Annotated in this window: 21 protein-coding genes; 12 read left to right on the top strand and 9 right to left on the bottom strand. The window is 59.7% G+C overall.

The genetic code is table 11. The features are described from left to right. Nucleotides 1-262: 262 nt before the first annotated feature. Nucleotides 263-1,027, bottom strand: a complete 765-nt coding sequence (locus DNI29_RS22135) for a recombinase family protein (protein WP_238388185.1) — start codon at nt 1,025-1,027, stop codon at nt 263-265. Between the two features lie 12 nt (nt 1,028-1,039). Here DNI29_RS22135 and DNI29_RS22140 point away from each other — a divergent pair, with 12 nt between their 5' ends. The 3 genes from DNI29_RS22140 (at nt 1,040) to DNI29_RS22150 (ending at nt 5,353) form a co-directional block, all read left to right on the top strand. Further along, nucleotides 1,040-4,129 (top strand): Tn3 family transposase, encoded by a 3,090-nt coding sequence (locus DNI29_RS22140; protein ID WP_110980335.1) that lies wholly within the window; start codon nt 1,040-1,042, stop codon nt 4,127-4,129. 293 nt (nt 4,130-4,422) lie between these two features. Next, nucleotides 4,423-4,839: a hypothetical protein gene (locus tag DNI29_RS22145; RefSeq protein WP_110980336.1), complete on the top strand. Its 417-nt coding sequence runs from the start codon at nt 4,423-4,425 to the stop codon at nt 4,837-4,839. 130 nt (nt 4,840-4,969) lie between these two features. Further along, nucleotides 4,970-5,353 (top strand): hypothetical protein, encoded by a 384-nt coding sequence (locus DNI29_RS22150; RefSeq protein ID WP_110980337.1) that lies wholly within the window; start codon nt 4,970-4,972, stop codon nt 5,351-5,353. Nucleotides 5,354-5,360: 7 nt separating this feature from the next. Here DNI29_RS22150 and DNI29_RS22155 read toward each other — a convergent pair whose 3' ends face one another. From DNI29_RS22155 to DNI29_RS24625, 4 genes are all read right to left on the bottom strand, one after another. Continuing rightward, nucleotides 5,361-5,798, bottom strand: a complete 438-nt coding sequence (locus DNI29_RS22155; protein WP_110980338.1) for a hypothetical protein — start codon at nt 5,796-5,798, stop codon at nt 5,361-5,363. A gap of 267 nt (nt 5,799-6,065) precedes the next feature. Next, nucleotides 6,066-6,341, bottom strand: coding sequence for a hypothetical protein (locus tag DNI29_RS22160; RefSeq protein WP_110980339.1), 276 nt, complete (start codon nt 6,339-6,341; stop codon nt 6,066-6,068). 63 nt (nt 6,342-6,404) lie between these two features. Beyond that, complete coding sequence (locus DNI29_RS22165; protein WP_110980340.1) at nt 6,405-6,599, bottom strand: hypothetical protein; 195 nt, start codon at nt 6,597-6,599, stop codon at nt 6,405-6,407. 199 nt (nt 6,600-6,798) lie between these two features. Continuing rightward, nucleotides 6,799-6,942, bottom strand: a complete 144-nt coding sequence (locus DNI29_RS24625; RefSeq protein ID WP_162303713.1) for a hypothetical protein — start codon at nt 6,940-6,942, stop codon at nt 6,799-6,801. A gap of 223 nt (nt 6,943-7,165) precedes the next feature. Between DNI29_RS24625 and DNI29_RS22170 the strand changes: the two genes are divergently transcribed. Further along, complete coding sequence (locus DNI29_RS22170; protein ID WP_262510240.1) at nt 7,166-7,582, top strand: BLUF domain-containing protein; 417 nt, start codon at nt 7,166-7,168, stop codon at nt 7,580-7,582. A gap of 545 nt (nt 7,583-8,127) precedes the next feature. Here the strand turns inward: DNI29_RS22170 and DNI29_RS22175 are convergent. Next, nucleotides 8,128-8,430 (bottom strand): hypothetical protein, encoded by a 303-nt coding sequence (locus DNI29_RS22175; RefSeq protein ID WP_110980342.1) that lies wholly within the window; start codon nt 8,428-8,430, stop codon nt 8,128-8,130. A 292-nt stretch (nt 8,431-8,722) separates the two neighbouring features. On the opposite strand from DNI29_RS22175, the gene DNI29_RS25490 reads away from it, so the two are divergent. Both DNI29_RS25490 and DNI29_RS22185 read left to right on the top strand, forming a co-directional pair. Beyond that, nucleotides 8,723-8,968: a transposase gene (locus DNI29_RS25490; protein ID WP_110980343.1), complete on the top strand. Its 246-nt coding sequence runs from the start codon at nt 8,723-8,725 to the stop codon at nt 8,966-8,968. Nucleotides 8,969-9,057: 89 nt separating this feature from the next. Further along, nucleotides 9,058-9,504, top strand: a complete 447-nt coding sequence (locus tag DNI29_RS22185) for a BLUF domain-containing protein (RefSeq protein ID WP_110980344.1) — start codon at nt 9,058-9,060, stop codon at nt 9,502-9,504. A gap of 415 nt (nt 9,505-9,919) precedes the next feature. On the opposite strand, the gene DNI29_RS25395 is transcribed toward DNI29_RS22185, so the two are convergent. After that, entirely contained in the window at nt 9,920-10,267 is a 348-nt protein-coding gene (locus DNI29_RS25395; RefSeq protein ID WP_110980345.1) for an STAS domain-containing protein, read from the bottom strand. A 163-nt stretch (nt 10,268-10,430) separates the two neighbouring features. On the opposite strand from DNI29_RS25395, the gene DNI29_RS22195 reads away from it, so the two are divergent. The 6 genes from DNI29_RS22195 (at nt 10,431) to DNI29_RS22220 (ending at nt 18,187) form a co-directional block, all read left to right on the top strand. Continuing rightward, a complete protein-coding gene (locus DNI29_RS22195) occupies nt 10,431-10,853 on the top strand; it encodes a hypothetical protein (protein ID WP_123823383.1) in 423 nt (140 codons plus the stop codon). 1,360 nt (nt 10,854-12,213) lie between these two features. Next, nucleotides 12,214-12,402 (top strand): hypothetical protein, encoded by a 189-nt coding sequence (locus DNI29_RS24325; RefSeq protein ID WP_123823384.1) that lies wholly within the window; start codon nt 12,214-12,216, stop codon nt 12,400-12,402. A gap of 907 nt (nt 12,403-13,309) precedes the next feature. Continuing rightward, on the top strand, nt 13,310-14,374 hold the full coding sequence (locus DNI29_RS22200; RefSeq protein WP_238388186.1) for a sensor histidine kinase: 1,065 nt from the start codon (nt 13,310-13,312) through the stop codon (nt 14,372-14,374). 16 nt (nt 14,375-14,390) lie between these two features. Continuing rightward, the gene (locus tag DNI29_RS22205; protein ID WP_202910565.1) at nt 14,391-15,125 is read left to right on the top strand and encodes a LytR/AlgR family response regulator transcription factor; all 735 of its coding nucleotides are present in this window, start codon (nt 14,391-14,393) and stop codon (nt 15,123-15,125) included. Between the two features lie 172 nt (nt 15,126-15,297). Then, on the top strand, nt 15,298-16,431 hold the full coding sequence (locus tag DNI29_RS22210) for an alpha/beta hydrolase (protein ID WP_110980349.1): 1,134 nt from the start codon (nt 15,298-15,300) through the stop codon (nt 16,429-16,431). 649 nt (nt 16,432-17,080) lie between these two features. Next, on the top strand, nt 17,081-18,187 hold the full coding sequence (locus tag DNI29_RS22220) for a catalase family protein (protein WP_110980351.1): 1,107 nt from the start codon (nt 17,081-17,083) through the stop codon (nt 18,185-18,187). A 59-nt stretch (nt 18,188-18,246) separates the two neighbouring features. Here the strand turns inward: DNI29_RS22220 and DNI29_RS22225 are convergent, their stop codons facing one another. After that, entirely contained in the window at nt 18,247-19,530 is a 1,284-nt protein-coding gene (locus DNI29_RS22225) for a helix-turn-helix domain-containing protein (RefSeq protein ID WP_110980352.1), read from the bottom strand. A 65-nt stretch (nt 19,531-19,595) separates the two neighbouring features. Further along, nucleotides 19,596-20,462, bottom strand: coding sequence for a DoxX family protein (locus DNI29_RS22230; RefSeq protein WP_110980353.1), 867 nt, complete (start codon nt 20,460-20,462; stop codon nt 19,596-19,598). Nucleotides 20,463-20,547 lie beyond the last annotated feature (85 nt).

Here is a 20,547-nt window from a genome sequence, read left to right on the forward strand (position 1 = left end):
CTTCTTCAAGAAAAATACGGCCGTATCGCCGCAGTTTTTTCGTGAATCAGTTGGGTTCGCAAAAGCAGAAGAAAGCTAGCGCTGTTGAGCTGCTAGCGTTTGGCTGGAGAAATCGTTTTTCTCAACCAGGCCGCGGGCTTTCTTCTATAGGCTGCTGGCTCCCAAAGAGACCCCATACGGCGCATGGTAGATAAAAAATTATAATTATATAGGTAATTTAGGTGGTGTTAAACAAATAGGGGAAAACCTCCGAGTCGTCCGGTTAGGCTGACGCGTTCCGGCTTGGCTGGCGCTGCAGCTTGGCCAGGTAGTTTTTCAGGGAGAGGTACTTGCCGTACTTCAGGTGCACGGCCACGATGGTGGCCAGCGGCACGCCCAGTGCGTGCAGGTGCAGAATCCGCTCGCGGTCGGCGTCGTACATCGACGGCTGCACCACACCCTTGGGCTTGCCCAGCGCGATGCCCTGCTCGCGCCGCGCCCGCAAGCCTTCCTTCGTGCGCTCGGAAACGAAGTCCCGCTCCAGCTCGGCCAGCATGGCGAAGATGGTGAGCAGGATTTTGTGGGTCATGTCGCGGTGATTCTGCGGGTCCAGGTCCAGGCCCTGCTTGACCAGGATCAGCCGGCACCGCTTCTGGTGAATCAACTCTTCAATCAGGCCCAGCACTTCGCGCAACGAGCGGCCCAGCCGCGAGAGCTCGGAGACGATGACCGTGTCGCCGGCAGCAACCTTGGCCAGCAGCTCGGGCAGGCGGCGCTGCCCGGCGGTGCGGCGGGAAGACATTTCTACTTCAATCCACTCGTCGAGGGTCCAGCGGTGCTCGACCAGGTAGCGGGCGATGAGGCTCTTCTGGCTCTCGGCCGATTGGGCGCTCGTGGAGACGCGGACGTAGCCAAATAGCATGGGCAAAACGGGCAGGTTAGCGATAAGGTAAATGCGCTTCGTAAAGGTACCGGTTTTCGATACCTTTACATGGACGTTAACGCTATCATTGGTGGGTAGAAATAACGGTCGTTTACACCATCGCATTTTGGGCACCTTATGGCCACGCACCTGCGGATTCACCTGGGCAAGGAGCGTGAACTATACGAGCAGCCCCCGCTGGTGCCGGCCACCGAGCAGGCGCGGGTATTTGCCGTGCCGGCATGGGCCGATGGGCACCTGGCCCGGATGCTGGTGCCGGCTAACCGCGTCGGGTTTCTGTTGCAGCTGGGCTACTTCCAGATTAGCCAGCGCTTCTACGTGGCCACCCGCTACCACGCGGCCGATGTGGCGTACGTGGCCCAGCAGCTGGGGCTGGAGCCCGACGACTTTGACCCGCTTCGCTACGCCGATGCCCGGTACTACGCCCATCAGCAGCTCTTGTGCGAGCAGTTGGGTATTGCGCGTTTCGACGCGGCCGCCACGGAGCGTTTGTACCAGGAGGCCGTGCGCCTGAGCAGCCAGCACCTCAAGCCGTCGACTGTCTTCGACTACCTGGTGCTGTTTCTGCACGAGCACCGGTTGGAACTGCCCACCTACAACACGCTGGCCGACCTCATCACGCGGGCCCTGCTCGCGTTTGAGAAACGGCTGCTCCACCGCTTGCAGCAGCACCTGCAGCCCGGCGAGCAGCGCTTGCTGGACCGGCTGCTGGCCGCCGACGACCCCGACGCCCGCGAGGCGGATGCGGACCGCCGCTACCCGCTCACCTTTCTCAAGCGCATCCGCCAGGGCCTGCGGGCCGGGGAAATCCGCGAACGGGTCACCCATTTCGCCTCCCTGCGGCAGCTCTTTGAGCAGCTGCAGCCGCTCTGGCAGCGGTTGCGCCTCTCCGACCAAGCCATCACCTACTACGCCGAGTACGTGCTGCGGGCCCAGGCCGCGCAACTCTACCGCCGCGATGAGCGGCGCTACCTCTACCTGCTCAGCTTCGTGGTGCACCAGTACTACGAGCTGGGTGATGCCCTGGTCGATACGCTGCTGCAAACCATGACCAGCGCCGCCAATCAGTGCCGCGAGCAGGTCAAGGAGACGCTTTACCAGCAACGCACCGCCACGCAGCAGCTAACCAATCAGGTCACGGGCCGGGGCTACCGGCACCTGCAGGCCCTGACCCAGATTCGCGCCCTGGTCGACGTGCCCGACGTGCCGGCCGAGCAAAAGCTCCAGCGCATCGACGCGCTGCTGCAGCGCCACCAGGTCACGGCCGCGCAACTCAGCGAAGACCACCAGCAGCTGGAGCAATTGCGCCAGGCCACCGAGCAGCAGGCCGGAGAGGCACTGTTTCACGAGGCGCTGGCCGCCGCCTCGTTGCGCCTGCAGACTAAGCTCGGGACCCTGGTCAAAGCGCTGGTCGTGGACGAAGCAACCACCCGCGCCGACCTGTGGCGGGCGGTGCAGTACTACCAGCAGCACGACGGGCACCTGGGCGCGCAGGTGCCGCTGGACTTTCTCTCGCTCACGCAACGGGCCTACGTCCTCGATGCGCAGGGCCGGTTGCGCCCATCGCTCTACAAAGCGCTGCTGTTTCTGGAGATGGCCACGGCCGTCAAGTCCGGCCAGCTCAACTTCACCTGCTGCTACCAGTACCGGGCCTTCGAGCACTACCTGCTGCCGGCCGCGCAGTGGGCCAAGCAGCGCGAAGCCCTGCTGGAACAGGCCGGGCTAAGTGCCTGGCGCGACTTTGCCACGGTGCAAACCACGCTTCAGGCGCAGCTGCAGGCCCAGTTTGCCGCCACGAACGCCCACCTGAGCGGGGCCGACAACCCGCACGCGCACCGCACCCCGGCCGGGCGCTACCGTCTCACCACGCCCCGGTTGCCGGCCGAGCAGCCCCGCCTGCCCGCCCACCTGTTTCCCCGCCACCGGGTGGTGCCCTTGCGCGAGGTGCTCACCAGCGTGGCCCGGCTCACCCAATTTGACACGGCTTTTGGCTCGTTGCCCAGCAAGCACGCCCGCACGCCGCCACCCTTATCGCAGCTGCTGGCCGCTCTGGTCGGACTCGGCTGCAACTTGGGCCTGCGCCGCTTGGCCCAGGTTGCGCCGCAGGTGGACGAAGCGGCCCTGCAGCGCCTGGCCAGCACCCATTTCTCGCTCGACAACCTGCGCCAGGCCAACGAGCTGATTCTAAACTTTACGCGCCAGCTGCGCCTGCGCGAGACCTTTCGGCTCTCGCCCGATGTGCTGCATAGCAGCAGCGACGGGCAGAAATACGACCTGGCCGTGGACTCGCTCGGCGGCAGCGCTTCCTTCAAATACTTCGGCAACCGCCGCGGCCTGACGGCCTACTCCTACGTGGACGAAACGCTGCTTGTCTTCGACTCGACCGTGTTCAGCGCTGCCGACCGCGAGGCCACGCACCTGCTAGAAGGGCTGTTGCGCCACGCCGTGCGGCCCACCGACGTGCACAGCACGGACACGCACGGCTACACGGAAGTCATTTTCGCCGTGACCCGCATGCTGGGCATCGCCTACGAGCCGCGCATCCGCCAGCTCACCAACCAGCAGCTCTACAGCTGGGAGCCCGTGGCCGCCCACCGCCAGCTGGGGCAGACGCTGCTGCCCGACGCGCGCCTCGACCCCGAACGCATCGCCCGGCACTGGGACGAGGTCCTGCGTCTGGTCGTCACCCTGAAGCTGCGTCACAGCGAGGCCTCGCGTCTGTTCGGCCGCCTCAACTCCTACGCCCGCCAGCACCCGCTTTACCGGGCCCTGAAAGAGCTGGGCCGGCTGGTTAAAACCGAGTTTCTGCTGCGCTACGTCGACCAGGTCGAACTACGCCAGCGCATCCAGAAGCAACTCAACAAGGGTGAAAGCGCCCACCGCCTGGCCCACGCCGTCTGGCACGGGCGCAACCAGGAGTTTCACGCGGCCACCCGCTCCGAGCAACTGGTGGCCGAGACCTGCAAGCGCCTACTGATGAACGCCATCATCTGCTGGAATTACCTGCACCTCTCCCAGCACCTGGCCCGGCTGCCGCCCGAGCAGCAGGCCGCCACCCTAGCCACGCTCTCGCCCTTCGCCGTGCTCTCCTACCGCCACCTGAACCTGCACGGCGAGTATGACTTCTCTGACCACCCCCTGCCGGCCGAAGCCCCATTTGACATGGACTTGATTGCCGCCTGGCAGCCGCCGAGCAAACCCGCGTAACCGGTCGAGTCGGAGGTTTTACCCTATTTGTTTAACAACACCCAACATTGAGCAAAGACGTGCCATAGGTCCATAACTCGTCAAAACCACCGTTGAACATGCATGTGGCAGTCAGCGGCGGCTGAGATTCCTTGCGCATGGAAAAGCTACCGTTCTATCCAGTCGACAGTTTGGTAAATTCTCTGGCTGAAACACCGGTAACATTCTAAGGCAAATCCATTATAATAGGAGTTTGGATTTCTTTCACGTGGATTACTTGTCCAATTATCCGTTCTGCTCGCCTTCTTCACCCTATGCCACAACTTACGGGTCTGCCGCTCTACTTCGAAAACCCTATTGGCCGCCTCTACGAACACCCCGACGGCTACGCCATTATTGCTTACAACAGTGGTCCTCGCCAGCTGGCTACCTTCCAGGCGTTTCTCCAGCATTTAGAGAATCTGCTGCGGCGCCACGGCTGGCATAAGGTTCTCGCTGATCACCGGCAGCTGGCGCCCTTTACGGAAGAGGAACACACCTTTTTACATGAACACTGGCTACAAACTGCCCACGCTATACAGCAACAGATGCTGACGGCCGTGCTGATCCCGGCCGAACGGCTGGCGCAATTACCAGCCAAGCAGCACCAAACTGTGCATGTCGGTACCTTGACCTACCATCTGTTTACTGACGCTGCTGCAGCTGCCGCTTGGCTGCATTTTCTTGCATAGATACGCCACTCTATTCTCTCAAACATAAATGCCTCTACTCTGTTACGGAGGCTAGTACATTTCTGTCCCTTACTCTACCTGCCCGTTCTGCTCCTCTGTGGCTCATCTGTCGCTCTACTTTGAAAATACTATGGCTAGCATCTTCGCTCATCCCGATGGCTACGTGTTGCTACGCTATCATCCGGGTCCGAGGACTTTAGCCGACGTGCAAAATGTACTTACCCACACCGGTAAGCTACTGACGCTTCGGAACTGGCATAAGCTTCTCAGCGACCAGCGGCAGCTCTCGCCTTTCACAGAGGACGAGCAAGCACTAATTTTAGACTACTGGCAGGCTCGCCACTTTGCAGCTGGTCTTACCTTGGGGGCTGTACTGCTCTCGCAGAATGTATTTACTCGCCTCTCCTTCCATACGATTCGGGAGCAGGCGTACGGCGCGCTACGCTATCAGGTCTTCGAGGATGAAGCCGAAGCCGCCGCCTGGCTTCGGCGCGCAACCGCGTCACGGCTGTAACGGCCCGCTAGTTGTGGCGAGCCGACATTCCTCGCTTCTGTTCCAGCAGCCAGGCAATCGCCTGCTCTTCTTGCTCGAAATACTGGTAGACCATGGGCAGGTTCCGCACGGCCGTTGTAACGGTGCGCGTTGCCAAGCGGGCAAAGACGTTGTTGGCCAGTACCACCGCCCCGAACCGGTAGCCGCCGTCTGCCACGGCCTGGGGAAGCCAGTGCCCAATGACGAATTCTTGCTCGGCGGGCGTGAAGGGCTCCATTAGGCGTTGATCTACCAGCAAACACCCGTCTCCGCGCCAGGCCAGCAGACGGGTTACCTGCCCCAGTAGCGTGGCGAAAGGTGCCAGTTCCCGCGCGCCGGGCCGATACGTAAGCCGGGCAAAGCCCAGGGGGTCATCGACAGCACGGCCGATGGCATTTTCGTAGTGGACGCGGTGAGGGGTAGACATGGGGCGAAGGTAGCCATTTAGGAAGTGTTGCCGAGCACGGGAGCGTGAATCCTCTTCTTGGAGTGCGCAGGCATGCTCTCTTCCTGGCTAAGCTCCCCCTGTCCGGAGCGTTGCGTTGAGGCAACCTATGTTTCGTGCTGCGCGCCTTCGCCCGCTACCCAGCAGTAAGACGGCTTTCTCCCGTTGGAACGGGTGTTGACCCATTGCTACCAGGGAAGCTATACCCACCTGCCCACCTTGCAAACCGTGCCCGCATTTGCCCACCAGTTACTGAACGCTACCGCCTCCCCGGTCGGGTCGTAGCCGCTTGGCCTGCGGCAGCCACGCCTGCGAGTCAAACCACTGTCCCTCCAAGGCAAGGTTGTCGTTGAGTAGATACGGGTACGAGAAGTCCCCGGCCTGGTCCAGATAGTTCTGGGCCCCGCGCATGGCTTCCAGCGGGTCTACGTACCCGCGCCAAGTAGCCCGCAACCAATGGTCGCCTTCTTCGAAGGTGAGCGTACAGCGGCTGCCATCGTGATCGGGCAAGGAGTTTAGGAGCATGGAGGAAAAATCAGAAAGTCATTCACCGAAAACAACTCCCTCTCTCAAGAAGCGGGTGTTGGCTTAGGGCAAGTACCTGGGCGCATCGCGCAGAGCACAGAACTCCGGCCAGGTGAGGGCACCGGCCTCATGCTGCGCCACCAGCCACGCCAAGCGCGCTTCCTGCGGGTGGGGAACTGGGACCAGGGTGCCGCGGCAGACCGGGAAGGGAGGGAAAATAGGGGAAGGAGTAGGTGGCAACTGGTCGTCGTAGCACATGGGCGCAAGGAGGCAAGCAATAGTGTGTAGCTACATACATCAAGCACAACCAGAACGTGCCCTGGCTGGACTGTCTTTTTCCTGCCCTAGGTTGCGCCGTGGCTGAACCAGAGACGGGCACGGCTCTGATTAAACATACTTATAACCACAACCCCTGCTCCCGATTCCGAGGCTGACGGTGAACTTGCTGCTTACCGGCCTACTCAGTCACGCTGGGGGCCAAGGCCTCACCCTGTACCGTTTGCACGATGTATCGGTGGAAGCGCTCGCGCACGGGCGCGTACTTTCCCGTCTTATCTTCCACTCCCGGTTCTTTTGTGTTGCGCCGCCAAGCGCTGCGCATGTTCGTTGCTAGCGGTCAGTTGCATTTCCAGTACCCGCACCTAGTCTTGCGCCAAAGGGTTGGCGGTCGCCGTGATCGAGACCTGCTCCAGCTTGGCGTTGACCGCGGCTACCTGCCGGGCCTGACCCAGCTACTGGCCACGGGGGAAGCTTGTTTATCTGGTGGAGAAGGCGTATACTGGAACTTGTTCTACTCTCCCGCGTGCATGCATTAGATTGTCTATATCAGCTCGGCGACGGCGCCGCTCACCGAAGCCGAATTGGAAGTGTTGCTGCAGCGCTGGCGGCAAAATAACGAGCGGGACGGCATTACGGGCCTGCTGCTCTACAGCCAGCCGGAGCAGCGCTTCATGCAACTCATCGAGGGGGAGGAGAAGCCACTGCGCCAGCTGTTTGCCCTGATTTTGAAAGATCACCGCCACCGTAACCTGCTCACCCTCTCCGACGGCCCCATTCCGGCCCGGGCTTTCCAGGACTGGCTAATGGGCTTTGAGGTAGTGAGCACAGCCGCCTTCAGCCAGCTGGCGGGCTACATTGATCCACAGAGCGCGGCTTTTCAGCACGCCTTACGTGGCAGTCAGGATGCGCTGATCCACGACTTGCTGGCTAGCTTCTCCTCCGAGCAGTCTTCGGGAGTGTAGGAAGGGGGGACCAGTCGATATACAGGCCATCCCGGACTGCCCGGGCACTCTTTTGCAAACTGACAGAGCAGGGAGTACTAGCCCAAACGTGGTGCCGCCCCTTTTTGTCACTGCGAGAGCTCGTCTGTTCGTGGTATAGGTCGATCATGGTTTGAGTGATGGACAGGCGTTGGTCTTTTCTCCCCACAGGCTCTTGCGCCCGCCCCTATCAGGGGTAAAGTTAAGGGCGCCGGAGATCAACCTGCTAAACCTTTGCTGGCGCTGGTTGCGGTCGAAGCGCACGTAGAGAGGCTGGGCTGCCCCTTCGAAGGCAACCGGCAGGTACGTGAGCCACTGCGACGGCTGGTACTCGCTTAGGGACAGGCGCAGCCACGCTACCTAATCGGCCCGCTCCTGCTTGAGTTCCCCGTTCCCGGAGACCATGGACTCGCCATCCACAAAGATCCGGATCAGGGCCACCTTATTCGGGTAGGCGGGCTCCATGAGCGACTTTATCTTGCCCCCCTCCCTAAATGGTGTCCGCAGCACGAGCCGGCCCGCGCGAGCTATAACAGCCGCAAAACCAGGGAGAGCAGCGCCTGCTGCTGGGCCGCCGCCTCGCTTGGCAGCGCGGCCAACTGGCTCCGCAATACCGCAGCCGTCGGCAGCGGCGTGCCGTCGGCCGAGCCCTGGGGCCACTGCTCAACTGGCCAGCTCTGTAGGACGTAGTCGAGCTGGTCAGCTAAGCGGGCTAGGCGAGCTGCGCGATAAGGATCAGCCGCGGAGAGGTGGAGCAATTCCCAGCGCAAGGTGCGCAACACGGTGGCGGTAGCCCCGGAACGAGCGGGGGATGAAAAAGAGGGGGGCATAAGTCAGGGCGGCAGGTAGGCCCTATACTGGAAAGCAGAGGGGAAAGATATACCTACGTGCCAACCGCTGGCGCCCGATCAGGCCGAACTGTTACCTGTACAAACTGCTTGCACCCGTGAACCCGGAAAAAGGGAACATAGGAGTAGTATGAAAGCGGTCAACGCCGTGACAAGCTACTTTAACTAATTTACTTTTTTTCAATACGATACAGAAGCTGGATTAGTGACAGGAAAACCCTGGTGGCTGTTGCAGAACCCATGCCTAGGGTGAGATAGATTTCGTAGCAGCAGGATGCAAGGCAAGAAGCAGTACCTCGATAAAGAGGGGACCCGCTTTCGGCTCTCCGAGCGGGTCCCGCCCCATAACCTCTATCGCCGGCTCAGGGAGCTCGTCGACTGGCGCTTTCTGTATGAGGAAACCAAGGCGCTTTACAGCCACACCGGGCAACCTCTACACTCTTTCCTGACGCTAGCGCAAGTGCTGACCCATTGGGAGTTTCCTGGCTTCAAGCGACTCGTGAAGGCCAGTTGTCATTAGTGTGGTTAGAGCAGATAGGTGCTGCTTAACTTATCAGCAACGCGCCGGCTACCCCTCATGGCATCAGCTTCTGCTTTGCCCTTTTACCCATGTACCAACTTCTCTATTTAAGTACTCTAAGCAGGGAGATGAGCGAGGCTGACCTGTTCGCCTTGTTAGCCCAGTCACGGGAGTACAACCGTCAGCATGCCATCACGGGGCTGTTGCTGCACGGGCAAGGGCACTTCATGCAGCTGTTAGAAGGGGAAGCCAGCATTGTACAAGCGCTCTATCAGCGCATCCAAGCGGATAGACGTCACCAGCAGGTGACGACCTTGCTGGAACAAACGGGTGAGGACCCGTATTCTCCTAGCTGGGCGATGGCGTACCACTCCCTACAGGCCAGTTGGGACTGGCCCCGCAGTTTTCTGCCGCTCAATGAACGCTTGGTGCAACGCTGCCGCACCTGGGCTCAGGTGCATCCGGAACTGGAGCCGCTGCACGGGTTCGCCTGGCAAGCCTTACCCTATCATCTGCGCGACGCCTTACGCACTTGAGCCCTGCTAGCCAGTAAGACCAGTCAATCTGATAAGTGCCCACTTTATAACTCGAAGCCCTGCTCTAAGCTTTGAGGCTGGCGGTCCAACTTGATGGAGCGTACGGTAGCCGTGTGCCTAGTTTGACTCCCGTAGCGCTCCTTAGCCAATATGCCCTAGAAGCGCCTGTCGAAAGCGACCCGGATATGCTCCGCCTTAGAGGACTACAGCTTACGAGTTGCTACCCAGCCGCTTCTCCTGCTGTGGCTGCGCTCGGGTACACTCAATGACCTACTACACCTGCTTGTGCCGACTGGCCATTACGCCGAACATTGCTCACAAACTCAATAAGTTGGGTTAGCGGACCTGCCACGGAAAAGCACTCTTCCCTAAATTGGTGCAACACTTACGGCAGCACGCTGCTGCTTCATCATCGCTAACCCAAGTAGGTACCGCGGCGCATAACCGGGGCGTGACGCAACAATAAATACAGCCCTGTTGCGGAGAGCTGTTGCACGACCGGTTCCGAAAATCCTCGCCAGTATACAGTTACCTGTGCCCTGGAAGCTAATTGCTCAATCTGCAGAATCGCTTGCTGTCCACAGCGGTCCATAACTTGCAGCTGGTGGCAATCCATCCAGAGCGGCGAGATACCTTCTGCGAGCAACTGCTTCGCGGCCGCAACGAGCTGAACGGCAGCCGCCGAATTACAACAGGATCCCTGCAGATGCAGGCCTCTATCGCCGCGCTGTCTTTCGGATTTAACCGTAAAAGTAGGTACCATCCATCACCAATCGTTTCTACCATGTAAGGGCGCAAAGTTACCCTCTGACGCTCCTGCTACTGTTCAGGATAAATTCGGATTTGTTCAGCAGAAAAATACGGATCTTTCATCTAGCAATCCGTATCGTGACTATGGAATTAGTGGGTAAAGGAGCTTGAAACGAATGAACACCTATACGTCCCATCCAGCGGGAGAGCTGTGGGCGCGGCCGGAAGGTTACCTGCACTTGATCTGGGGCCCGGGCTCACAGGACTCACAAGCGGCGCAGGCCCTCTTCGACGAGGTGGTATGTCTGCTCCAGGTCACGGGCTACCGCAAGCTGTTGACCGATCAACGCCTGCGAGCCCCGGCCACGAAGGAATACCTAGGCTGGCTACTGGTTGATTGGCTGCCGCGGGTAGGAATAGGCCGACTTCTAGCTCAGGTCGCCATTGTGGCTGCCAAGCCGCTGGAGCTGCGCCTGCAAGTGGGGGACATATGCACCGAGGGTCAGCAGCGGTACGGTATTCTCACCTACTTCTTTGCGACCACCGAGGAGGCTAGCCGGTGGCTGCAACAGCCAGAGTTACTTATGCCTAGTACATAATACGCTTTACTTTAGTCCCAAACCAGTACCCGGCCGGCTTGCTCCCTTTTCATCTTAGGTTGTACTGGTTTGCTCGTAGAGGGCTTCCAGGGCCATGGACCCATACCCCGACCCCACTGCTGTGGCTTGCATCACGGCCGGGTCCTGCAGGTGATAGTAGCGCTTTTAGAATCTAATAGGACTAAATTACCAGGTCAAATTCCTAACTAGACGCACGGCCGGAAACTTATTAGGGTTACCCCACTTGCTCCGGGTTGACAGGTGTATGTCCCGCAGTAGTAAAGTCGCCCCTAGTGCAACAGAAAAGCCTCACTTGCTTTCAAGTGAGGCTTTTCTGTATGTCGATGTGGTCTCCATGAGTACCCACTCGAAAAGTGAAAGCGTTCCTCCTGGTATTGGTGCACCCACTGCTCCAACGAGCATCGAAATGCCAGTGAAGTTATATTAAGGCCATTTTTAAGTTATGCGCCTTGGCGTATCAGCTAGATTAGTAACAACCACCAGGGCGCGGTGGCGCAGCCGGAAGGGAATTCCGTCGCGAAACCAATATTGAAGTAGATGGCCGTGGCTTTAGTCAAGCGTACCCGGCCATCGCGGTAGAGGGCGATGTGGATGCTGGACATGCTGGGGCTCAAGCGAATACAAGTATCGTAGTATCAATATGTTATTGATCGTATGATTTTGAAAGCTCAGCCGTTCGTTGTACTTTCCACTTCCCACTCTGCTCTTTGTCCCACCAGCATGCCCCTCTCCGCTCCCGTTTGTTTCGAGAATTCGCTGGCTCTCATCCTGGAGGAAGCACGGAGGCAATATTTGGAGATGGTCTGGTACCTAGCTCCATGAATCCTGTCGGCAGCGCAGAGCGTCATGAATGAGGTGCTGCGGTGTATGCAGCGCACGGGCTGGAACAAGGTACTCTTCCAGTCGCCCGCACTGAGCAGTTTTCCGCTCATCTATCATACTTGGCTGCTCTACGACTGGCTGCTCCGGGCCCAGGTCGCTGGCAGGCAGTATTACGCCCTGATCCCGCCGCCTTCTTAAATGGCCCATATGGCAGTGGCTGACTTACTGTGCGAACTACGGAGGCGGGGTGTTTGCTGCTGTGTTGCTGCATCTCACGAGCAAGCCGTGGACTGGCTCGATGACCATTCGTCTGACGTGTAGGGAGCAGATCTTTCGCGCTTTCGTACCCAACTGCATAAATAAAACAGCTTTTACAGCCTATTAAAGAAGGGACTCCCGATAGGGTGCTGTTTGTTCTGAGTTGCTTGCTAGTCACAATTCGAGGGCCTTCGGCCTGGCACTGTGCTGGGTAGCAAGAATACCTTTGAGGTATTCTTGCTCGCTCGCTTACCTGCTCATGCACACCCAGTTGCTTCCCGCTCCTCATCAGCCTTCCCTGGCTGTTCTTGCCCTGCTGCTGTTAAGCGGTACCGACCTGTTCGGCACCGGAGCCCCACTAGCAGTGCCGGTGCTTCCTTTACCAGGAGTGGAGGATATCCCTCCGATAACTCCCGCGGCAGCAGAACCTGAGCGGTTGGCCGCTTAGTCCTACTCGAGTAGGATGCTTAAGGCCAGTAGAGTGGAGGCTAGGTCGAGGGTGTCCATGCAGCCTGAGCCCAAGCCCACCTCAGCTTTAAATTCTCAGCGCGTTGTTACTTGTGTCAGGCGGCGCAGCTAGCACGCTACATTGCGTATATTGATTCCGGCCTATAACATAAGCCGCGATAAGTAGGCCACTGATCCCGCACCCTGCGGGTGCGGGGGCTTTTCTTAGCTATTAGTTCGGTAACTAGTAACAAGGATGGCCCTTGTCTTTTGCTGGACATAAAAAAGCCCCAACCTGGGTAGGCTGAGGCTTCTTTGTCATAGCTCAGAATAGAATGGATAGCAGGCGTAAAGAAGAGCAGTAGAAGAGCTGCACCGCTCTTATAAAAAGAAGCGGTTAGCATCTAGGCCCCGGCTCTTTGAGGAGAATGGGTGTGCAAACATCAACGTTAACACACACTCTCCGCTTGTGCTTGGTCTAACGGCAAGTTCTGAAGCAGGGTTATAGACGAGTTTGCCAGTTTTTGTCCTAATCTGAACAGTTAACGGGCTGCATGGTATATTTACCCTGGACTAATGCAAGGTCCATAGAATTAGGTGAATTTTGACCCCGTACTTTTTAGGTGCGGGGTCTTTTTATGCACGATTGTTTGCTTTGCTGAATCGGAAAGCAAAGACAGCGTAAGCGAGAAACGTAACAGAAATAAAGGCACGTAGGTGCGAAAACTTTACAAGGCTGCAAATTAATTCAAACGAAAGGGCCAGGGACTGCTGGCCCGGCTTCGACGAGTGCGACGGCCGAGCCTGCCTCTCGGCCAGCCGAACCTTCCCTGCGGAGCCGGCTGCCAACTTACTTGCCCGCCCCTGCGTTTGCTGCCCAAAGGAAGGCACCTACTGCCGTGATTATGATGATGCACTTTGCACGCATTCCCTGGGGACGCATCGCGCTGGCGTGGCTGCTTGTGGCCTTGTTCATGATGGGCCTGCTGTACGGACAGGCCTTGACTCGCCACGACGCGGTGAGCTGGCGCGAGGTTATTCTGAGTCCCTTGCTCAACAGCGCGCTCTGGGCCCTATTGACCCCCGTAGTGTTCTGGCTGGCGGCGCGCTACGACCTGACGGCGGGCCGGCGGCGGCTAGTTCGCTTCTTGCTGCTCCACCTCGGGGCCGGAGTGGCCGTGACCTTGCTCTACCGGGCCACCTACGTATTGCTGCTGCGGGTGCTGGCCGTGTCCGGCACACCAGTGAGTTGGAGTATTATTGTCGCCTCCCTGAATGTGTGGGTGCCCATGTACTGGCTGCTGCTGCTGGCAGCCTACGCCCTGGAGCTGTACGACAAGTACCGCCACCGCAGCCTGGAAGCGGCCCGGCTGGAAACCCAGCTGGTGCAGGCCCAACTGCAGGCGCTGAAAATGCAGTTGCGGCCCCACTTCCTGTTTAATGCTCTCAACGCTATTGCCGCGCTCACCGGCGACGACCCCAAGGCTGGGCAGCGGATGATGGGCAAACTGGGCCAGTTCCTGCGCCTGGTGCTGGAACAGGGCGACGTACAGCAGGTTGCTCTGGTCCGGGAAGTGGAGTTTACGGCCCTGTACCTGGAACTGGAACAGATTCGCTTCTCCGACCGGCTTACCGTATGCTATGAAATAGAGCCAGCGGCGCAGTCTGCCCTGGTGCCGAGCCTGCTGCTGCAACCCTTAGTGGAAAATGCCGTGCGCCACGGCATTGCCCGCACCGACGCAGGGGGCACCGTCTGCCTGCGGGCCCGCCGCCAGGCCGACCGGCTGCGGTTGGAAGTGCACGACGACGGTCCCGGGGCCCTTACTGCTGACCCTGTGTGGGGTATTGGGCTGCGCAACTGCGAGGAGCGCCTGCGCAGTCTCTACGGCTCCTCAGCCTCGTTGACCCTGGCAACGGCCCCGACTCAGGGCTTTACGGTGCGGCTGGACCTACCTTTTACTACTGAACGATAATTTCTACCCCCTCCTCTTGACTGCTATTCGTACCCTTCTGGTTGACGACGAGCCCCTGGCGCGCCGGCGCTTGCGACAACTGCTAGCCGACGCACCCGACTTTACCGTCAGCGGCGAGTGCCGCAACGGGGCTGAGGCAGTGGCGGCCTTGCAAAATGGCCCCCAAGTGGACCTCGTATTTTTGGACGTGCAAATGCCTGACCTGAGCGGGGTGCAAGTGCTCCGCCAACTCACGGGCGACGGGCCGTGGCCCCTGGTGGTGTTCGTCACGGCTTACGACACCTATACCCTACAGGCCTTCGAGACGCACGCGGTGGACTACTTGCTCAAGCCGCTGGAGGAAGAGCGCTTTGCCCAGTGTCTGGCGCATGTGCGGCGGCTGCTGGGGCCACCGCTACCGGTTGCGCAGCCCCCCCTGGAGCGGCTGCTCGTCAAGCAGACCGGCCACTATTATTTCGTGGCCACTGAGCAGGTACGCTACCTGGAGGCCAAGGGCAACTACGTGGCCGTGCATGCCGGCGGGCAGACCCATCAGGTGCGCGCTACGCTCGGGCACCTGGAAAGCCGGTTGGATCCGCAGACCTTCGTGCGCGTGCACCGTTCTCTGATCATTAACACGCACTACCTGCAAGACCTGCGTCCCTGGACTCGCGGCGAGTACGTGCTGACCATGCGCGACGGTACTTACCTGACGTCTTCGCGCGGTTACGGGGAGAACATCCAGCGCTTTTTAAAGGGGTTTACGCTCTGACCGCTGGCCGGGCGCATGAAGGGCGAGGCCATTCATCCCGCAAATAGTCCTACTCATCCCTGACACTGCTTCCTAGTGGGGCTGGTCGCCGTAAGCGCTTCCACACGCTGCCGGGCCTTTCGCTGGGTACGCGGATACCTTCCCTTTTTCTCAGTAGACTCTCCTTTTCCTGATGAAAACACTTTTTTCTACCCTTACCTCATCCCAATGGGCCCGGCCCTTGGCGGCTGCCGTGCTGCTCAGCCTGACGCTGCCCGGCTGCACCGACGACAACGACGATGTCGCCGAACCTGGGCTGATTCAGCCCACCAGCGCTGCCGTTCCCTTCGGCGAAGCCATGGACCCGCAGATGCGTGCGGTTATCCAACAGTTCGTTAGCTACGGCACTCCCCCACTGCCTACTCTTTCGCCCCGGCAGGCGCGTATGGCGCCCAGCGTGACGGACGCCGTGATGGAGTTACTCAAGCAAAACAACCGCCAGCCCAAAGCTGCCGCCGTTACCACCACGCAAAAGTTTATTCCCGGCTCCTATACTCCGCAGTCGGCCCCGGATGGCATCCTGGTGCGCATTTACACGCCCACGGGTGTGAGCGGGCCCCTGCCTGTGGTGGTGTACTACCACGGTGGAGGCTGGGTGATTGGCTCACTGGACGTGTACGAGCCCTCAGCTAAGGCATTGGCGGAAAAAAGCGGAGCCATCGTGGTGAACGTAGACTACCGCCTTTCCCCGGAAGCAAAATTTCCAGCGGCCCACGAGGATGCCTATGCGGCTTACAAATGGGCCCGTGACAACGCCGCTTCCTTTGGGGGTAATCCGGCCAAGGTCGCTACAGCAGGCGAAAGTGCCGGGGGCAACATGGCCGTAGCGGTGGCGCTGCTGGCCAAGGAGCGCACCTTTACCTTACCTACCCACATTCTATCGGTGTACCCAGTGGCCAACAACGACCTAAACACGGCCTCCTATATCCAGTACGCCGCCGCCCAGCCCCTGAACCGGCCCAACATCCAGTACTTCACCGCTAACTACTTTCGTACCATGGCCGACGGGGACGACCGGCTGATTTCGCTGGTGGACGTGGCCGACCTGCGCGGTTTGCCCGCCACCACCATCGTGGCCGCCGAGATTGATCCGCTGCAAACCGAGGGCAAGCAGCTCGCCGACAAGCTGACGCAGGTGGGCGTGGCCAACCAGTATATGCTCTACCCCGGCACTACCCACGAGTTCTTTGGGACCCACGACGTGGTGCCAAAGGCTAGCGAAGCCCAAACTTTTGCTGCCAACCGCCTGAAAGAGGCGCTACGCTAAACCAGCAAACCTGGCTCGTTTGCTGGCCTTACACGGCAAAGGGCGTTGTCCCCGGCTGCCTTTTCTTTCAGGCCTTATCGCACGCTTAGCAAGTGACAATGGGGGCACCACAGCACCAAGCGCTCCTGATATACTTCCCGGATATGCCATCGACTCCCAGCCTGGGGGCAGCGAGACAGAACCTACCTCTTTGTTCCCCAGGCTGGGGTAACGGTCAACCGATGCCTGTACCCTCTCTTCCCGTTTCTGCCCCTGTGGCGGCCCAACTTTCAATGCTACGTGCCGTGCGAGGGCAGCTGTTGCAGGTGTCACCGAAGCAACCCTACCGGCAAGTCCGCCTGCACCGGTTAGCGGATCAGCTTGAGTACATCGTGCATACGTGGCCTGCCGGGCATTGGCCTCTGACCTCCACGCAGGACCATGCGGTTCCTACCCCTTCCGACTGGCTCACGCGTTTAGCATGCCTCCCACCTGAGGCCGAGGCCCGCCACCGCGAGTTGCTCACGCTTATCGATCTTCTCCTGTAAACGAGTTCCGCCTGAAGCCCAATGGAGGCATGCTGGCAGGGCGCTGTTCCTCCGGCCTACCTAACTGCCGCCTTGCGGCCGATGTACTACGCCACCCAGGGCTATTATTTTGTTTAAACCATATGCCGCACCCTACCCTTTCCTACGTCCGCTTTGATGCCGGAGTAGAAGAAATTCAGCCCAACGAGCAGGCGCTCATCAATGAAACTGTGGAATCCATGGCCCGGGTCAACCGCTTCATGTTCGAGAAGCACCGCCACGCCATTCGCGACGCCCACGCCAAAAGCCACGGCATTCTGCGAGGGGAGCTGCACGTGTATCTCAACCTGCCCGAGCACCTGGCCCAGGGCCTGTTCCGGGAGCCCAAGGTGTACCCGATCATCATTCGCCTGTCCTCGGCTCCCGGCTCCATCGACCCCGATACGCAGTCAGCGGTGAAGGGCATGGCCGTGAAAATCATCGGGGTGGAAGGCAAGAAGTTTCTGGCCGACCAGGCCGACGAGGTCACCCAGGATTTCCTGCTGGTAAATGACACCATCATCCCAACCGGCGACATCAGGAGCTACCGCGACATGCAGCTGCGCCAGGAAAAGGTGATGACCCACGCCCCGGAGGTAGTCACTAAGCTCTTAACCGAGGCCGGCACGCTGGTAAACCAGGCCCTGGATGCCGTAGGCCTCAAGCAGGAAATTCCGCTGGTGGTGCCGCCTCACCCCAACAACCACCTGTTGGGCGAGACCTATACTACGCTCGGGGCCATCCGCTTCGGCGACTACGTATCCAAAATCAGCGTGGCCCCGCTTTCCGTGAACGTGCAACAGCTGGCCGGGGAGCAGGTGAAGATTACCGAGCCGGCTGGCTGGCGCGACCTGGTGGTAGACTTTTTCCGCACTCAAGGTGCCGAGTACGAGCTGCGTGCCCAACTCTGTACCGACCTGAAGACCATGCCCGTGGAGGATGCCGCCGTGGACTGGCCCCAGGAACAGAGCCCCTACCAGCCCCTGGGCAAAATCGTCATTCCGGCTCAGGATGCCTTCAGCCCCGCCCGCCGGGCCTTCGCCGATGATGTGCTGTCCTTCAATCCCTTCCACTGCCTGCCCGAGCACCAGCCTCTGGGCTCCATCAACCGGGCCCGCATCAAGGCCTACGAAACCTCCACGGCCTACCGCCATCGCATGAACGCCCAGCCCCGCCTCGAACCCCGAGACATTAATCAGCTACCGGATTAGTTAGAGAGCCGACGTACTACTCCTTTCCAAAAAGCCCCAACCATCCGGCTGGGGCTTTTTCATGAACTGGGTCGTGGAACTCCACTAGGCGGATAACCAGCCAGTTTTTTAAACATGCGGTTAAACGTTGATTTCGAGTTGAAGCCACAGTCAAACGCAACCCCGACCAGTGAATAATGGGCGTAGCGCGGGTCGGCTAGCTGGGCCATAGCAGCCCGCACCCGGTAGCCATTCACAAAGTCGCTAAAGTTACAGTGGCAGCCCGTGTTAATGACCCGCGACAGCACACCGGGCGGAAGCTGTAAAGCCTGGGCCAACTCCGCTAGGGTTAACTCCGGCCGCAACCAAGGCTGCTCGTCCTCCATAAGCTGCAGCAAACGGGTATGGTGGGCTTGCAAGTCGCCGGGCAGCGCTACCGGCTCGGCCGGCAGCGAAGGCGATGCAGGAAAGGGAACAGGCCGGGGTTCTGACGGCAAGGTGGAAGGCTTTGACACCGAAGCCGACTCACGGGGCGCCGGGGAATGGCCAGCAGGAGCCGACAACCGTCGAATACGCAGGGCGTGAAGCGGACTACTGACCGCGGCATAATTGGCTTGCAGGCCCACCACGACTAGGCCGTAAATTAGCAATCCCTGCCCGGCATAGAAGTACCACGCCGATTCAAAGTCCAACACGCCTATCTCCTGCAGGCCGGTGAATAGTATTCCCAATCCCAGGCCGGCCACCTGTAGGAGCAGCAGGTGGCGCAACCCGGCAAAGCGGAGCCGTTCTGGATTAGAGAAATGGTCGTCGAGGTAGCGGTAATAACGGCGGTAGCCCGCCAGCACGCGGAGCGTGTAGGCCAGCAGCGAGGCGTAGCCCAGCAAAGCCAAGGGTAGTTGGGCCTGCTCCAGTACGCGGGCAGCATCGCCTTTTGTGCCATAAAAATCAGGTAGCTGCTGCTGGTGCAGGCCACGCCACCACAGCAGGTCATACCCGGCGGCTACCGCAAACAGCGCCACCTGCAGCAGGCCCGGTAGCAGGTGGCGGAGTACGGGCTGCGCCTGGCCGGGCCGCGTTAGGCAGCGGAAGTACAAGTAGTAGGCAGGCCCCAGAAGCAGCGCTGGCTGCCAGGGGATATAGAACATAATCGTGGTATGGGCGTCATGACTATCGTACCAGCCGGCAAAGCCCAGCAGCCACTGCGCGACGCTCAACGTCGGTAGCCAGAGCAGCAGGGCCAGCCAAGCGTCAGGCGGCGTCGCCCGCCGTAGGGCTCGCCCCAGCAGCCACAGCGAGATCAGTACTCCCGGCACCACGAAGGGCAACAGCCCGGAGCTATATCCATTGAAGCGAAACAACATAGGGGTAAAAGTAGGCCCTTACGTTGAATGGAATACGCCTCGTTCACTTAGCTGTTGAAAGCCCGTTAGGGCGTAGGTGCCACGTTAAATGTTGCCCGGTAAACGGTCGTGTCCCCGCGGGCAAACCACACCTGCCGGTTGGGCTGTCCTGGCAGCTCGTACTGCCCGTCGCGGGTAAACTTTACTTCCGTGTAGGCATAGCCGGTCACGGTGGTAATGACCAGCCGATAGAGGCTATCCGGACCGGTAGGCTGAAGCAGCGTGTCGCGTTCCCAGTCCAACGGGTTATCACGGCCCCGCAGTCCAACTGTCTTGCCCCCATCGGGTACCCGGAGCAGATAGACCACCGTTTTGGGAGTAGCCTGCTGCACGCAGCTCGGCAGGCCTATCGCCAAGACGAGTAATAACCCCATCCGCGCTGGCCGCTGCCCGCCCGACCCAAGCCAGCCAGTTAAGAGATAGTCCAGCCCGAAGCGGCCACTACCCAGTACCAGCGCCGGCAAGCAGGCCCAGATAAAACCGATAGCAGGCAGCATGTTCCACAGCCCCTGGCCTGCCTGCTGCCAGAAGGCGGCCACCAACAACGTACACATGTTGAGAAAGGCCGCCAGCCGGGTTTGTAGTCCCAGCACCAGCAACAGGCCACCCACCGCTTCACTAAAGGCGGCTATCCAGGCAAAAAAAGCGGGAAATATGGCGAAGACTCCACCGAAGACGGCTACATCATTTGGAAACCAATAAGCCACCTCAAAGAACCCTAAGTTGTTCTCGGGCGGCGACCAGGGCAAGCCAAACTTCACGGCCCCGAAGCTGGTGGCCAGCAGGTAACCCCCGATTGCGCGCGGCAGCAGGAGCAAGGCATCCTGCCACCAGGCCGGCAACAGAACGGGTTGAACAAGGCGACGGAATACCGGTAGCACGTGAGGCAGCATGAGAGGAAAGTGAGAGGGTGAAAAAATAGAGTCCTCAAAGGTCTTGTCAACACCTGCTTCCCATGCCTCAATTTGCTATAGTAGG

The sequence above is a fragment of the Hymenobacter sediminis genome, from assembly GCF_003231285.1.
In the GTDB taxonomy this organism is placed as follows: Bacteria; Bacteroidota; Bacteroidia; order Cytophagales; family Hymenobacteraceae; genus Hymenobacter; species Hymenobacter sediminis.